Source organism: Bacillus cereus group sp. MS39, assembly GCF_040448665.1.
GTDB classification, from domain to species: domain Bacteria; phylum Bacillota; class Bacilli; order Bacillales; family Bacillaceae_G; genus Bacillus_A; species Bacillus_A wiedmannii.
Map to the genome: position 1 here is coordinate 2,929,967 of NZ_CP123058.1, position 16,691 is coordinate 2,946,657.

Below are 16,691 nucleotides of genomic sequence, written 5' to 3' on the forward strand. Positions count from 1 at the left end.
AATTAAAAAAGACAAACTCTCCAAGATGAGGAGTTTGTCCAAAACCATGATCTCTTTAAATCAAAAATATAGAATTCAGTTCCGATAAGAATCTTTCTTTTTTCCATATCACACGATTTTTGCATCAGAACTAACTACAGTAGATTAAAATAATGACTTAATACTTGCTAGAACAGTAAGTATCCCTATAATAATTACAAATACATTACTCATTTTCCCTCTGTATTTTGCTAGTACTGGTACTTTACGAATCGCATACATCGGTAATAGACATAAGATAGCAGCGACTAACGGACCGCTAAGGGCATCAATGATTCCAAGAATACTTGGATTTGTATAAGCAACATACCAGCATGTTAATACAACAAAAGTAAGAATCATTGTCTTAACTGTTTTTTCTCCTATATCTTTCCCACGTTTTTTACTGGACTTGATAATCATGTCACGCATTACCTCATACGCTCCTATATAATGGCCAAGGAAAGACTTTGTAATAGCCACAAACGCAATGATAGGAGCTGCAATCGTGATTACTGGTGAATTAAGCTCATTAGCAAGATATGATAGGATTGACAAGTTCTGTTCTTTTGCCACCTTAAGATCATCTGGAGTCAAACTTAAAGTACTGCTCCAAACAAAGAACATAACAACAGCGAATGTGATGATATAACAAACTTTTTGTATTTGGGCACACTTGGCATCAGTAGCGTCTATTCCATACGTAGCTCTCTGTTTCATAACGAATGACGAAATCATAGGAGAATGATTAAACGAGAATACTATGATTGGTAGTATCATCCAAATCGTTCCGAAATACCCTGTTCCAGTTGAAGCAGTAAAAACACTTGAAAAACTTAGCATTGAAGTATTCCATTGTGGAATTAAAGATATTGCAATAAAAAGTAGGGAAGCAATGAAAGGATATACTAGCATGCTCATTATCTTTACAGTAATATCCTGACCAAAATTTAGTATAGTGATAAGACCGAGTACTAATACAAGTGATAAAATAGCCCTTGGAGGCTCCGGTATGTGCAATTGGTGTACAATAAAACTACTTGCAGTATTTGTAAGTGCGACCGAGTACATCAGCACGATCGTATAAATGGAGACGAAATATACAATGTTAAAAATGATACTTGCTTTATTTCCGAAATATTCTCTTATTGTACCTGTAATCCCCTCATCGGCAGAATTCGAAGCGTAAATCATTTTAGCAAGCGCCCTATGTGAGTAGTACATAACTGGATATGCAAGTATGGTAATTAACAGCAATGATAATAAACCACCTGAACCTGCATTAATCGGTAAAAAGAGTACCCCTGCTCCAATTGCTGTTCCAAAAAGGCTCAATGCCCAGGTAGTATCCTGTTTATGCCATTTTTTAGGGTCTAGATATTTTTCATTTTTTACTGCTGTATTATCAGCTTGAAATTCTATGTTTTTTGCAGTATTCCCATTCATATAATAATTCCTCCTTGTTTCCTATTCTTACGTCTTTATTTAAGGTATAGGAATATAGACCGTTCTTTTTGTTTATAAAGTGCGCCACATCGTATATCCTTCTTCTAAGTTGATCAGACTCAAAAAATTAACGAAGCATCAACCTGAAGAGTTTGTTACCACTTACAAAATGTTTCAATTATATAGTAGGATATATTATTGATAATTCCCAATATCCAGAAATCCTTAAGCGAACAATAGAGAATAGATTGTTAACCATTTCACAATACAGACGGTAACTGTTTATTGATTTGATTGTTTCTCCCCAAATATTTTATTTTTAATAGCAATCCCTGTAGGTGTAGCCGCAATTCCACCTAAACCTGTCTCTCTTAATTCGCGAGGAATCTGTCTTCCAACTCTATACATCGCTTCAATAACTTCGTCAGCATTGATGATATTGTTTACGCCGGCTAATGCGATGTCCGCTGCTGCTAAAGCATTTGTCGCTCCAATGGCGTTTCTCTTTACACAAGGAATTTCTACCAAACCAGCGACCGGATCACAAACTAAACCGAGTAAATTCTGTAATGCAATCGAAAAAGCTTCAGAAGATTGCTGTGGCGTTCCACCTGCAGCTTCTACCGCAGCTGCAGCCGCCATTGCTGAGGCACTGCCTACTTCAGCTTGACATCCTCCATACGCTCCTGAAATACAAGCGTTGTTTGCTACTATCGTTCCAAATAACGCTGATGTGAATAGAAAATGTATCATATCTTCATGACTTAACTGCAACGTATCTTTAATACTAAATAGGACTCCCGGAATCGTCCCACTCGCACCTGCTGTTGGAGTTGCACAAATAGCTCCTAATGCAGCATTTACTTCATTAACACCGATAGCACTTTGAATCCCTAACACCATCAAATCTCCAGAAAGAGTTTTCCTATTTTCTCGATAGTTTTTAATTTTAACTGCATCACCTCCGGTTAAACCGGTAGGAGAAAATACACCGTCGCCCTCGATACTTTTATTTATAGCATTTTGCATAGTCGCTAAATTTCGTTCCATTTTACTCCAAACTTCTTCATAAGAAATTTTAGTTTGTTCGATTTCCTGTTCAATTGCTAATTTATAAATTGGCTTTTGTCTTTTATTAGCTGCATCCACAATTTCTTTTATGGCCATATACATATTTTTTCACTCCTTAATGTAACTAAAGAATAATAAGATTAGCTATATTGCTTAAATTCCCTAATTCCTCCTGAGCATTACCAGGCAATAGCGAATCCAAAGCGAATGCATATAAATATTTTGTTTTATCTTTCAAACTATGAAAGTTGTTAATTTCAACATCATATTGTTTAAAGATCCTGCGTAAGACAAATTCAAAGTCAGCTCTTTCTGAAATCGCAATAACAACTGGCAATGGCCCCTGCAGTTCTAAGCTAAATCCATCAATTTCAACATATTTGACTTCAATCAATCCACCGCCGACCGAAATACCCATCGTTCTAATACTTCGACTGTCATCCTCTACATATACATCTGCCGTATTTGGATGACCGGCAGGACTATCACCTGATTTTTCAATAAAAGTAATGTCAATCCCTTTAGATTCTGCTATTTTAATAGCATCTGGCACTTTACTGTCATCTGCAGCAAAGCCTAATATACCAGCAATTATTGCAAAATCAGTTCCGTGACCTTTATGGGTTTCAGCAAATGATTCATAATACGTTACCACAACTTTTTTTGGAAGACCTTGAAATAATTTATTAGCAACTGTTCCAATAGACAAAGCACCTGCAGTATGTGAACTTGAAGGACCTATCATTATGGGCCCAATCACATCAAAACAACTTTTGTATTTAACAACCTTTTTTTCTTTAATAGATGCTACATTCATGTTCATATATGCACCCCCATAATTTATGATTTTAATTGCAGTTGAAACTAAGTTATTAGAATAATTAATTCAAAACAAATTCTCGTTGTTAACGCTTTCTTTTGATGTTAAATAAATTTCCTTTCTAATTACACATCCTTTGTAGAGTAATCAAATCATATCAGTATGTCCAATTTAAGAAAGTTACTTGTAAGGTCTTTAGAATTTTTGCACCAAAACTAGGTTTGATATTTTATCTAGCGGTAATAAACTATCTCTAGACGCCCTCATTATAACTTGTATATTTATGAGTTTAATCTTTTTTTATTTTTAGAAAGATCGAATAAACAGAATCTTGAATGGATAATAAATTACACTTAGCATGTAGCAATTGTGTCCTTTATTTGAAGCTGTATTAGTTAGTAAAAAATTAAAAATAGCACAGATTTCCTTTCATTAACACCTTGATTATATTAGAAAATCATTATAAAGATACTTATATTGTCCTTTTTTAGAACATTTTATTTTGGACGGAAAACCTGTTGTAATAAATAATTCATTCAGACGAAAAGAAATACATAAATGAAATATAAAACCATTTAAGTATATTGATTACATAACTCGCATTAATATTAATTGTCAAAAAAAACGAACTTCTTTTACCAATCTTAACATAAAGGATACGTTCCAAATAACGATGGCGATTCATTGCAGGTTTTTCAAGAATGATTTACGCCCAAGCTAGAGAAGGACATTTCCCTTCCTTCTTTACTAAATTACATTCTAAATCCCAAACTCCAACTAGGGTTTTGCTAGTTTTAGGCGGAATTTTTAGTTGTATTTTAATTTTTTATGGTATAGCACGACCAAATTTAGAGATGCTTCTAAAAGGCCCTAGTGTAATTTTTATTACCTCATATATTTTTACAATGCTAGCTGCTCTTAAGTTATTAAAAGTTACAGATATAGGTTGGTGGATGGCCTTCCTGTCTCTAGTTATATGTATTTTTGTATACTCATTTAGTGGTTGGGCGATTTTCTATCCAGTAATTCTATCATTCATAGGTTGGATTTATATACTTATAAATAATAAGTCCAGCACTGTAATCAATCATCAATTAGATACATCTAATGAAAAATAGTTTTATAATTTCTATAAACTAATTCTACAAATTATATACTGTTATTAACACTATCACGGCTGGAATAGATAAAAATTCTGCTAACTTATAATTAGCTCAAATTAACTTAATGAAATATGGATAATTATGTGTATTCAAGAAAAAACCAGGATAACTTTTTAAAATCATCCTGGTTTTTTCTATATAAAATGAATTTCGTTATTTTTAGTTCCCCCCTATATATATACTATCTTCTTATTTATATATTTACCTTCTCTTCTCCATCATCCTGTTTTTCAATTAAATTTAAGTAAAAATGTATGACAGTTTTGTTGTAATACGGAGAGATGTAAATAAATGATAGATTAAATGTAAACATTCCGACATGTTGCATATCCAGCATATGTTCAAATTTTCACTGTATATGGTGTAGTAATAGATACCACATTAGGTGGAACATCAAGGGAGAATTCAGTTACAGTTGTAAATATTTGTTACTGAGGATACTCCAAGGATTAAAAATTTATTTTTTAAGATTTTCACTGAAGAATAGTAAATAGAATATTGTATAATCAATTAAAAAAACAGCAAATTTACAGGGTAATTGAAAAAAACCAAGTGCATTGCACTCGGCTTTATGGTCGATTAAACAATTTTACTTCAGACGTATTAAACTGATGTAGATAGTCTTTAGTCGAAGTATAACCTGAATTCATGAGTGTTTTCTTTTCTTCTTCTGTGATATCAAAATTAAACGACGGCGTAAAGAATGTATTGATAAATACAGTGCGGGCAGCATCTTCTTTGGTTGTTTTTCCGCTCTCATGACCTTTGATCATGGTTTGAGACAAATTCCATGCAAAATGAATAAGAGAATGGCCAATATGATGTTCTGTTGAAGTTGCGATTTGTTTTAACATGGCAATCTCGGCCTGAGATTCTAAACGGAAACCTAGTGTTTCTTTGTTGTAGACAATTTCATCTGCAGGATCAAAGAAAGATGCATTGTATTTCGTGTGTAAGCTTCTTAATGTAGAATAATCCTCCGTATTGCTTACCAGTTTATTAACCTCGTCAATCGTATCTGTGGTCGTGAAGTGTTCTTCTTTATTCACAAAACTTTTCCGATCAAATAAACGAATTGGGTAGTTATCGAGTACACCTCCGTCTACATAATAATCTTTATCCCATTCCACAGATTTAAAAAAGAATGGGATCGACATCGAAATCCGCACAGCAGCTACTAACGGGACATCAGGTGTCGTTTCGCGAGAAAACGTACGAAGCTGGTGTGTAGAAACGTTCGTTCCTTGGAAAAACACGTCTTTTCCTGTTTTGTCATACAACTGCTGAAAGGTTGTATCCTTATTCCCTGTCCACTTTTCAACGATGTTTCCTACCCACTCAGTAAAGAACCCCCCTTTTTAGATACCAAAACCATCAAAACATAAACGAATGTTATCTTGTACAATCGAAAAATCATCATCTTTAAACGCTTTGAAATTCATGTCTTTGTGGATTTTTACAAGATCTGCGAATGGAATGGAAAGACCTAAAAGTAATGCAGTAATCGCTCCCGCTGAAGTCCCTCCAAATCGTTGTATTTCTGGTAAAATCCCTTCTTCATTTAGTGCACGGATGGCACCGATATAAGCGCTTCCCTTTACTCCGCCACCTTCAAATACTAAGTTACGAAATGGATATTCCATTATATACCTCCAATAGATAAATTTTTAATCTGTTATAGTATCGGAAGTATATTGAAATATATCCAAATGTTATTAAAAACGTTTCATTTCATGTGATACGTATGGCAGAATTAACTTTATTCAATGGATGAATTCTTTGAAAGAGAAGGAATTTTCTTTACACTAATAACAACTAAACATTACCTTAAAATAATCATTTACAGTTGTTTGCACATTCAAATCACATCCTTTTCAGCGCTGGCTTTTTTCTATATCAAATACTATCACACAACTTTTCCACCTACTATATTAATAAGGTTTAATATTCGAGTAAAAAAATTTGGATAAAAAACCAAATCCACAAATCATACCAAACAATTATATTGAATAATATAGTATTAATACTTCCGCACTTATCACCTATTTAATTTATTGGACATTTATACTTCAAAAAAATTACACATTATTCACAATTAGGGTAAATGTCCGAAAAATAATTCAAATATGTTATTATATAACATTATTACGAGTTTTTTGTAAAATGTAATATATTTTAAGATAATATAAAATCCGTTTTTCTATAAGAGAACTTAATTTTTATGTAATGCGAAATTTTTAGCAATACATTATTAATTTAGTTATAAAAACGTATAAAGACCACCTATTTCCATAAGTGATCTTTCTTTATGATTCTGCATTTGTACACTTCTGTAGAAAAATAGTGTAGATACGCTTTGTTTGTTAAATTTTTAGTCCTCTCCATTTACTAAAAAATATAGCTTAATACAATTAATATGGTATTCGTTACATTGCAAACTATTATTCTGTCTTCTGTACAAGCACACTACTAAAAATCAATTCAGCAACTTTTACATATCCTTTTGAGTTTGGATGAATTAAATCCTTAGACCAAAGCGTATTGTCATTAACTAAAGGATGACTCCAAAAGTCAACATGATGAAGCTTATACTCTCTACTCAGTGAACATATAACATCATTTGCCTCTAATAATTGTTCCTTTATTATTTGTTTTTTTTCAGAAGCGAAAGGAAGCCTTACTGTAAAATCCGGAAGATTTGCTATCATAATATCAGCACCTGTTTTACTTAATGTATTTATCATAAATTCCATATCATTCTTATATGCATTATGATTCCAACGTCCTTTTAAAACGTCGTTTGCACCTGCAATTAGACTAACCAAATCTGGTTTAAAAGTTAATGCTTTTTCCAATTGCTGCGAGCGAATTTCTTTAGTTACTAACCCACGCTTTGCAAAATTGGCATATTCTATATCGTTTTCACACAGTTGAACAAAATGATCTACCCAGCTTTTTAATGCAATTCCCTCTACTTCATCCCCTATTCCCTCTGTAAAACTATCACCAATCGCTACAAATCGCTTCCACATATGTAGTCCCCCTTTATTTTTAACCATATCTATACTATACAATAGCTCACAACGTAATTGTTATTTCTAAGTGTTTTTTGATTTCAATTATATTCCACTTTACTATATTTACATTTAGAATCCAAAATTGACCGATTCCCAATATACTTAGGAATCGGTCATATTCGTATATTTACTAAAGAGATAAAATCTCTCTAGTCATTATACTTTTTTCAAAAAATTTGTTGTTCTTTGTTTTGCCCAGTTGATACATTTCTTTTCGATTAAATGATACGAAACTATAGAAAAAAGGAGTGTCATTGTAATGCACAAAGTAAGAAGGAATAAGATAGATATCTTTGTATACAAAAGTTTAAATAGTACCATCATGATTGGAAAATGACACAAATAGATACTGTATGAAATTTCTCCTAAATATACAAACACACTCTTATTTAAAAATGCTTTTACTTTTAGGTTACTCATGGCCATTATAATAAATATACTAACACCCATTACGACACCCCAATCTTTTAATAAGAAAGTAGTATCATTACGGGAAATACCATAAATTAAAATGGAATATAAATATAAAATAACCCCTAGTGCAATAAGAAATCCTTTATTAATTTTTTTCATATTCCTATATGAGTAGATAAGTTTTTCCTGATGTTTAAAAAGTAACATCCCAACCATAAACATAGATGTAAAATGCAGTGTATCAGCATAACCATTATAAAACCCCTCAGCTTTCCCAATATGCAACATATTAAGAAAAACATTAATTAAAGAAAAGCTCAAAGCAAATAGTATCGTTTTCTTCCAACTCAGTTTATAAAAAAGAAGGAATAAGAAAGGAAACACAATAGATATACGCATTTCTTGAGCCAATGACCAGATAACTGGATTATAATTTTCCGTAAAAAAGTTATTAAGAAGCACAAAATGGTTTATAATATCTAATTTTGTTATAGAACCTTGCCACCTATCATAGAACCAATCCCGTAGTCCTACCACTTCATACGGTGAAAATAAAATAAATAAAGCAAAGGTAATGATTATCCAAAAATAATAAGGGATATAGATTCTTACAAATCTCTTAATTAAATATCCCCAATAATTTGTTTTTGAATGGTAAAGTGCCATAGATAACACAAAACCACTGAGTACATAAAAAACGATTACAGCTTCTCCACCCGCCCATAAAATCCTAAGCGGGGAAAATTTAATAGAATTAGGCAACGATGGTAGCATTAAACAAAAATGTCCAAATACCACGGTAAGTGCTGCTAACCCTCGTATGGAATCTAATTCTTTTATTCTCTTACTCATAAAATGTTCTCCTTGTAAATTGTAAATTTTGCTGTTCATAAAAGCCACTATACAAATGTAGTGGGAGAATTGTACATATTGTTTCTTTAAATTCCTAATATAAGCAGTACAAAGTTAATTTGACCTCCATTTCTTTATATACATAATTTAAAACAAAATATTTAATACAAAGAAAAGATTTTATTAAATTTTTATAAAATCTAATTACAGAAATACGTACCGGATATTAATTTTTTATTGTCATTTGATGGAATAGTGGGTGGTTTTTCATCATGTAACTTTATGAAACTAACCTTGCACCTGAACCCTTTAAATCGAAAGATTCATAATAAACGCCATCCTTTCTGTATATTTCTACAAAAAGAATAGCGTTTTTTAATTTATGGAAAAAAATGTATGTTAGCTTTTTACTATATCAACCGCACTATCCCACATACCATTAAAGAAAGATCCGATTTTACGCATAAATCGTGTAAACCAATTTGCTTGTTCTACATCAGATTTTGTTACAAGGTCTATTTGTAATGATTTACCTGATAAGAACCCAGGATCTGTATTATCTTTAGGCGAGATAATCATTTTACTTATTGTTACACCTTTTTTAATAGGAGCTTCTTGTTCTTTATTTGATACTTTAAATTCTTTTTTATAAACATCTTTATTGCCCTTTGGCATTGGAAGTGAAACAGCTTGCTTCGTTTGAACTACTACATCTTTGTCTTTCGCATTTGCAACTCGCAAAGTTTCATGCCCTTTTACTACTGAATCTTTTCCGTAGATATTCTTCACTTCAAAATTCGCAAATCCATAATCATATAATTTCTTTGTTTCATCAAAACGTGCTGTATGAGAGTTTGCTTTTATTACTACAGAGATTAGACGCATACCGTTTCTTTCTACTGTACCAGTGAAGCAATCACCGGCTTCTGGAGTAGTTCCTGTTTTCAACCCATCTACACCTTCGTATTGCTTAATTAAACCTTTTAACATCATGTTAAAATTCACCATATCAATTGGATACTTGCCACCCTTTTGGAATGTTTTTTTGGGTATTTTTGCTGTATCTAACATTTTTGGAAAATCTCGAACGAGACGTTGTGCTAAAATCGCACAATCTCTTGCGGACATTTTATTTTTCTCGTCTGGAGTTGTCCCTTCTGGATGATGTCCTTTTAAATCATAGTTTGTTAAGCCAGTAGAGTTTACAAATTTATAATTTTTCATTCCAAACTCTTTTGACTTATCATTCATCATTTTCACGAAATCGGCTTCTTTTCCAGCAATTTCTTCAACTAAAGCGATTGTTGCACCATTTGCAGAGTAAATTGCCATTGCCTCATATAACTCTTTTACTGTATAAGAGCCACCATTTTCTAATGGAACGTTTGATAATGAGCGATCTTGTGAAATCTTATATGCATATTCAGAGATTTTAACTTTTTGATCCCATTTAAGTTTTCCTTTATCCACCGCTTCATGAACTAAGTATTCACTCATCATTTTTGTCATACTAGCAATTGCTAGTGATTCATCCGCATTTTTTTCATATAAAATTTTTCCGGAATTTGCTTCTACTAAAATTGCTGATCCTGCTTCTACGTCTAAAACAGGAACTGTTTCCGCTGATGCTCTTCCAGATGTAACAATTATGCTACAAAATAGTGTAAGCACTGTTACTATTGCAATAAATCTCTTGCAAAACATACCTTTCACTTCTGTTACCTCCAATATCTTTGTACTCAAAAAAAGCGTTATTCTAACATAATCCTTCAAAAAATAGACAGCGATATCAAATTCTATATACATATAAGACATTAGGACGACTTTCATATAAATCATCTCATCCCACCCTTTTAGGCACACTGACACTTAGTATTCCCACACATATCCCTCTTTTTAATACCTTTGTATTTTTCAAAATGATTCGTACTTTCATATTTTTTAGGATTACACTTAATAGACAATATAAGTAATACATTTGTTCCACATTTATAAAAAATAAAACCAGTGTGTCCCGATTAAATTTTGAGGCACACTGGTTGCTAAACTTACTATCGTTTCTTCCATTATTCATATCAATGAACTCTCCCTCATTCTATTAATTATTTTATAAAAATAAAAAAATTAACTTATCAGTATCATGCCTACTATGAATGACCTATTTGAATTATTAACTTAAAAAGTTTCTTAAGTTTAAAAAAAAGCTTATGGAACCTTTCATTCCATAAGCCATTCTATATGATCGGATGTTCAACAATAAAGGATATCCAACCTTCTTTATATTCTGCATGTATATTACCATTATGAAGTTCAACAATTCTTTTTGAGATAGCGAGTCCCAGTCCATTTCCTTGATTATCTTTTCTTGCCTTATCACCCCTGAAAAATCTCTCAAATAATTTATTTGGATCGCTAACAGGTGGTTTCTCAGCTTTATTTGATACTTTCAAAATTGCCTTATTATCAATTACGTCAAGACATATTGATAATTCGGATGGCTTCATGCTGTAATTTATCGCATTCATAAACAGATTTTCATAAACACGTACCATTTTTTCTACATCCATGAAAATAGGTATTGATTCTTCCGTTATTGATTTTTGAACAATTAAACTTTCCTTTTCAAATATAGGAGTGTATTCCCCAACTATTTGCTCCAATAAACCCGATAAATCAACTTCATTAAAGTTTAACTTGGCATCGTTGTCTGATAAACGGGTATACTCAAATAATTCATCAATTAGATATTTCAATCTCTGTGATTTTAAATAAGTGGTTTCGAGATATTCCTGTAATTGTGCTTTACTGTCGTATTGCCCTCTTTTTAATAAATCTACATAACCGATAATAGATGTCAATGGTGTGCGTAAGTCATGAGATACGTTGGTTATGAGTTCATTTTTTGTACGTTCCAATCGTCTTTCCTGTTCAAATGTATTCTCCAATTCCTTGGACATGTAATTAATATTTTGAGCAAGTTGAGTCAATTCGTCTTTTCCCTCGATCTCAATTGTCAAACCCAGTTTTCCATTGGCAATATCATTCACATTATCAGAAATGAGCTTCAAATATACTATTTTCTTTCGAACCAATATTAAAAAAATGATTATAAAAGTAAAGATCGCTAACGCGAATATAAGAAATGTAAGTATATTATTTTCAAATGCACTAAGATTATCAAGATAGTGATTTAGAGTTAATGGAATTATGATATATATAAAAGTGAGGATTGTTAAACCAAACGAAACAAAAAAACTAACTGCAACAGCACCAAGAAGTTTTATAATTATCTTATTTCTAAACCTAACCTTCTTCATATTTTGTACCCAATCCCCCAAACAGTTTTAATATAAATTGGATGTTTAGAATCTTCTTCAATTTTGTCTCTTATTTTTGTAATATGTACCATGACGGTATTATCCGATTTATAAAAAACCTCTTTCCAAACTGCTTCATATATTTTTGCAACACTCAGAACAATTCCTTTGTTACGAGCAAGTAGTTCGAGTATATCAAACTCTTTTGGAGTTAGCCTTACTTCCGTGCCTCTTATCCATACTTGACGTGTATCTGTATTTACAGTCAAATCACCAATTTCTAGTATACTTTTATCATTATCTGCATTTGTATTATATTTTTTAAACCTTCTTAATTGGGATTTTACTCTAGCGATTAACTCCAACGGATTAAACGGTTTTGATAAATAATCATCGGCACCAGAGGCTAAACCCTGAATTTTGTCTATATCCTCTGATTTTGCAGAAAGCATGATAATAGGCATATTTCTTTCTTCCCTAATCTTCATACACGCTTCAATACCATCCATATTTGGCATCATAACATCCAAAATAATAAGATCGAATCGCTTTTCTTCTAACAGTTCTAACGCTTCAATAGCATCTTCAGCCTTTTGAGTTTTCAGACCTTCATTTTCCAAATATACAGAGATAAGATTTCTAATCTCTTTATCATCATCAACAATAAGAATTTTTGACTCCATATGATTCCTCCACAATTTTCTCGTATTGAACAACTAAAGGCATAAGCAAGTGGTACATTTTTATACGCCTTTTTGTAAACCTCTAATTGAAAGAACAAAAATAATATAATCAGTATAAAAGATAACGTCTTACAATTTTCTTGAGATCCATTTACAATTAATATTTTTTTCTCCATAAAATTTAACTTTTAATAAAAAATAATTGCTTTATGACTCCTTATTTTAATTAATTTTTTTATTACACCATTATTTTATAAAACTTATAAAAAGAAAAAATATCCTCTTCAATACGATCTTAAAGGATATTCTTTTGCAAATCTCATTTTTTACTTGTTACTTATTTTCACCAGTTTTTCTCCTTGTTCTAAAAGTGTTTCATAGTCATTATTCTCTTTAATTTCTTTAATTTTATTTTCAATTGTGGGTGTATTATTTATATTAAAGTACGTATTTAATACTTCATATGGTGTCTTTCCTTGTTTGATTGCACTATCTTCAATAGCTTCTTTCCATGGTATATTTGCTTTATCCATGCTTAATTCAAGCGCTGAACCAGTCTCATATTTCATATTCCGTTCTAAAAACTTTGGAGATTCTGCCTGTCCATTAGCAATAAAGTTGAACGCCTCCATAAAAGTAACATGATATGGCTTCTGTTTCTTTGCAAGTACCATAAGATTTCCACCAGTTAAATTACTATATCGATACTCTAAGTATCGTGCTGAACCTTCTATCGCTTCCGTTTTTGTTTCTCCAATTAATTGAGGCCATTTTTTCAAGCGATAGTTACGTACAATTGTCCAATCATATAATACCTTATTAATACTTTCTGGGTTCATATCAATCATCGCTTTATCTAATAACTTAAATTCTAATCCCATTAGCGCGTAATTTTCTTTATTAATCGGATATTCGTAAATAAACTCTCTACCATTTGCATCATATGTCCAATCTTTTTGTTTATAAGCATGAAAAGCTTCATGTAATAAGAAAGACGAAAAATCAAAATATAAATCTGGATTACTAAACATTTTAGGATAATATTTTAAATAAAATACATCCATATCGTTCATATTTATTGTCCCAAAGTTCCAAGGAATCCAGGTAGAAATTGTTCTAAAATCAAAACGAGTTAAGCGATAGACTTTAGGTAAATGCAGAGAATTGGGAACTTTTATTTCTTTTGCAAAAATACTATTTTCTAATCCCGTTACATTAACTGCATAAGCTTCTTGTCTAAAGAATCCCCCGTCTTTATTACTACGTATCAGAACCAATGGCATTTTTTCGAAGCGATAATCTTCATTCCAAAGTTTATCACTCGATTCTTCGAAGCTCTTATAAATAGTATATAATTCTTTTAACATGTTTTGATCTGTGTTATCTAAAGACTTAAACTCAGTATGATATGTTTTATTTAAAATTATGCTTCCCAACATACTTCCTATAAATATTACTAATAAGATTAAAATTACCTTTAAAAATTTTTTCAACATACACTCCTTTTCTAAAACGATAATCCTTATGATGAATAAGGTTTACAAGTTTTATGTTAATTAACACTTTTTTGGTGCAGGCCTAATTTGAAATAATAACTACAATAGATACCATGAATACAAGGTAGTTATTGTAGTTAACAATTTATATTGGATGATAATTCAATTTTATTGTAAGGGATAGTGCAATCGTTCCTACAAATGAGGATAAATTAGTACTCAATGTAGGAACGATGCTATCTGGCCCCTTCATGATTAAGATATAGAAAGAATAGTATTTTTCTCTTTTAATTGCTTATACATATCTTCTTGTAAGTTATAGATGAAATGGCCCCCTACTTGTATTTACTTTTCTTCTAACACTTTCTGCCGCTCATTGCTGCATATTTATATCTCAAATTCACTTTCTATTTTGCTTACATGGTATTTTTTCATTTCAGCATAACGGAGGGCAATTCTGTCAATATTTAGTATACATAATATTATTACATTAACCTTCTTTCGGAAGTACAATTCTTTTATACAATTGAACTGTAATCACATAGTAAATCGAGTAAATCACTACGAAAATAATAATTGGTAGCCAAATACGAAAGTACGGATCAGCCAAAAGAACGCTGAACATGTTCATACCAACTAATATGTGAACAATACCCACAATTGCTGGGACTAAAAATACGAAGAATAACTCCTTATAAATTGATTGTATTAATAACTCCCGGCGAACACCGATTTTACGAAGCATTTGGTAACGTGTACTATCTTTGGATGCACCGGATAAAATTTTAAACATTAAGCAGCTTGCCATCATTGCTAAAAATGCAACACCAACGAAAAAACCCATAAACATTAGTCCGCTGGCAAAATCATGACTCACAATATACGCTTGATACTTACTATCCAATTCTTCCGCTTTCACATTTTTATATTTTGCTATCTGTAATTCATCAAGTTTTTTCCATTCTTTTATGTATGATCCAAAATCATCTGTTTTCCCCATAAACACAGTACTTTCTTTACCCTTCAGCCCATCGTAGATGTTTTGATTTACAATTTTTATTTCATAATCAGGATACACATAATTTGACTGGATCGTTCTGAAAGCCTGGATCCATTGTTTTGTGTTCATCTCTCCTTTAACCCACTTTATTGAAAATGCACCAATGGGTATTTCCTCTGAAACTTTCTCTATTTTCATACCTTGCAAGAAAGGGCGATTTTTTTCTAAATCTTCTTTAAGATAATAAACATACCTATCATCAACTTTGTAATGATATTCAAGTTTTTCTTGAAATAAGATATTATCCAAAATTGTCTTTTCTTCTGCTGTTGGATTATGAATGACTGAATCGTAAATTCGTATTTGATCTGTCATGTTTAGGATGTTGTTTTTAAATGCCATACCACAAGCAATTCCACCAGCACCAAGAGCCACTAAGATTGCTACTGTTGCAAGCACATTTGTTAGACCATTAATGCGGAAATTTAATTGTGCAAAAGTAAAAGCATTGAGGCCTTTTTCACTACGTTTTTTATTACTCTTTAGCTTGTTAATCATAACTGGGAGAAGTGATCCAAATATTAGGTAAGTACCAACGGTTGCTGAGATTAATCCAACGGCCATTAATCCCAAAACAATTAGCGAATTTGCATATGACATATAAATCAGTGATGCATAACCAATACCTAATAAAAGAATACCAAGGAATGCAATTACAACGGTCATTTTTCCTTTTATGGCAACACGTTCTGTTTGTTCATCTGCATGTACAAGTTGCAGTACAGAAATACGAGATAATTTAATACTATTCATAATTGCTGATAATATAAATAGTGCAAAGAAGAAGACGCAAGTAATAGCTATAGATGGCAGATAAAGTGCTTTATAACCTTCGCCAGCAAACTCGAGTTGTTTCATTAATAGCTGACCGATACCTTCTGCAAGTCCAACACCAATTGTAATTCCAATCAAAAGAGATGTGGCACCTAATATAATTGTTTCGATAAACATAAGTAAGGTAACTTTATGCTTTTTTGCTCCTAACATCATATACATACCAAATTCTTTTTGACGAAGAGCTGATAAGAAAGAGTTTGCATATAAAATATAGAAAAATGTGATAACCGCTAACAAAAAGGAACCAATTTTAAATACAGACACAATATCCCTAATAGAAGAGTTAGATTCAAGGAACGTTTTATTGGATGCTAGCGTTTGAAACATATAAAAAGTTGAAATAGAGACAATAAGACCAACAAGTAAAACAATGTAATCTTGCAACTTACTTTTTAGGCCTGACATAGAAAGCTTAAATAACATGATTGAACTTCCTT

General features: G+C 31.7%; 10 protein-coding genes and 2 pseudogenes. 1 reads left to right on the top strand and 11 read right to left on the bottom strand.

Going from position 1 to position 16,691, the window contains the following annotated elements; translation table 11 throughout:
- Positions 1-144: 144 nt before the first annotated feature.
- The 3 genes from QEP67_RS15440 to sdaAB form a co-directional block, all read right to left on the bottom strand.
- Positions 145-1,464, bottom strand: a complete 1,320-nt coding sequence (locus QEP67_RS15440) for an aromatic amino acid transport family protein (RefSeq protein ID WP_001014204.1) — start codon at positions 1,462-1,464, stop codon at positions 145-147.
- A 282-nt stretch (positions 1,465-1,746) separates the two neighbouring features.
- Complete coding sequence (gene sdaAA / locus QEP67_RS15445; RefSeq protein ID WP_000281771.1) at positions 1,747-2,637, bottom strand: L-serine ammonia-lyase, iron-sulfur-dependent, subunit alpha; 891 nt, start codon at positions 2,635-2,637, stop codon at positions 1,747-1,749.
- Positions 2,638-2,659: 22 nt separating this feature from the next.
- Entirely contained in the window at positions 2,660-3,358 is a 699-nt protein-coding gene (gene sdaAB, locus QEP67_RS15450; RefSeq protein ID WP_001057008.1) for an L-serine ammonia-lyase, iron-sulfur-dependent subunit beta, read from the bottom strand.
- 680 nt (positions 3,359-4,038) lie between these two features.
- Here sdaAB and QEP67_RS15455 point away from each other — a divergent pair.
- Positions 4,039-4,473: pseudogene (locus QEP67_RS15455) on the top strand (amino acid permease); the annotation flags it as partial.
- 614 nt (positions 4,474-5,087) lie between these two features.
- Here the strand turns inward: QEP67_RS15455 and QEP67_RS15460 are convergent.
- From QEP67_RS15460 to QEP67_RS15495, 8 genes and pseudogenes are all read right to left on the bottom strand, one after another.
- A pseudogene (locus tag QEP67_RS15460) lies at positions 5,088-6,161 on the bottom strand (patatin-like phospholipase family protein).
- Between the two features lie 798 nt (positions 6,162-6,959).
- Positions 6,960-7,550, bottom strand: a complete 591-nt coding sequence (locus QEP67_RS15465; RefSeq protein WP_000265882.1) for an SGNH/GDSL hydrolase family protein — start codon at positions 7,548-7,550, stop codon at positions 6,960-6,962.
- Positions 7,551-7,751: 201 nt separating this feature from the next.
- Positions 7,752-8,900, bottom strand: coding sequence for an acyltransferase (locus QEP67_RS15470; RefSeq protein ID WP_074650369.1), 1,149 nt, complete (start codon positions 8,898-8,900; stop codon positions 7,752-7,754).
- Positions 8,901-9,260: 360 nt separating this feature from the next.
- Positions 9,261-10,574: a D-alanyl-D-alanine carboxypeptidase family protein gene (locus QEP67_RS15475; RefSeq protein WP_033658848.1), complete on the bottom strand. Its 1,314-nt coding sequence runs from the start codon at positions 10,572-10,574 to the stop codon at positions 9,261-9,263.
- Between the two features lie 521 nt (positions 10,575-11,095).
- Positions 11,096-12,178, bottom strand: a complete 1,083-nt coding sequence (locus tag QEP67_RS15480) for a HAMP domain-containing sensor histidine kinase (RefSeq protein ID WP_000757765.1) — start codon at positions 12,176-12,178, stop codon at positions 11,096-11,098.
- Positions 12,175-12,861, bottom strand: a complete 687-nt coding sequence (locus tag QEP67_RS15485; RefSeq protein ID WP_000444074.1) for a response regulator transcription factor — start codon at positions 12,859-12,861, stop codon at positions 12,175-12,177. The genes QEP67_RS15480 and QEP67_RS15485 overlap by 4 nt, the downstream gene beginning before the upstream one ends.
- 326 nt (positions 12,862-13,187) lie before the next feature.
- The gene (locus QEP67_RS15490) at positions 13,188-14,354 is read right to left on the bottom strand and encodes a hypothetical protein (protein WP_064470465.1); all 1,167 of its coding nucleotides are present in this window, start codon (positions 14,352-14,354) and stop codon (positions 13,188-13,190) included.
- 493 nt (positions 14,355-14,847) lie between these two features.
- Positions 14,848-16,677, bottom strand: coding sequence for an ABC transporter permease (locus QEP67_RS15495; RefSeq protein WP_000897825.1), 1,830 nt, complete (start codon positions 16,675-16,677; stop codon positions 14,848-14,850).
- Positions 16,678-16,691: the final 14 nt, after the last annotated feature.

Excerpts from the sequence above, each read along its gene's own strand:
- QEP67_RS15440 (WP_001014204.1), bottom strand. The coding sequence starts at position 1,464 with ATGAATGGGAATACTGCAAAAAACATAGAATTTCAAGCTGATAATACA.
- sdaAA (WP_000281771.1), bottom strand. The coding sequence starts at position 2,637 with ATGTATATGGCCATAAAAGAAATTGTGGATGCAGCTAATAAAAGACAA.
- sdaAB (WP_001057008.1), bottom strand. The coding sequence starts at position 3,358 with ATGAACATGAATGTAGCATCTATTAAAGAAAAAAAGGTTGTTAAATAC.
- QEP67_RS15465 (WP_000265882.1), bottom strand. The coding sequence starts at position 7,550 with ATGTGGAAGCGATTTGTAGCGATTGGTGATAGTTTTACAGAGGGAATA.
- QEP67_RS15470 (WP_074650369.1), bottom strand. The coding sequence starts at position 8,900 with ATGAACAGCAAAATTTACAATTTACAAGGAGAACATTTTATGAGTAAG.
- QEP67_RS15480 (WP_000757765.1), bottom strand. The coding sequence starts at position 12,178 with ATGAAGAAGGTTAGGTTTAGAAATAAGATAATTATAAAACTTCTTGGT.
- QEP67_RS15485 (WP_000444074.1), bottom strand. The coding sequence starts at position 12,861 with ATGGAGTCAAAAATTCTTATTGTTGATGATGATAAAGAGATTAGAAAT.
- QEP67_RS15495 (WP_000897825.1), bottom strand. The coding sequence starts at position 16,677 with ATGTTATTTAAGCTTTCTATGTCAGGCCTAAAAAGTAAGTTGCAAGAT.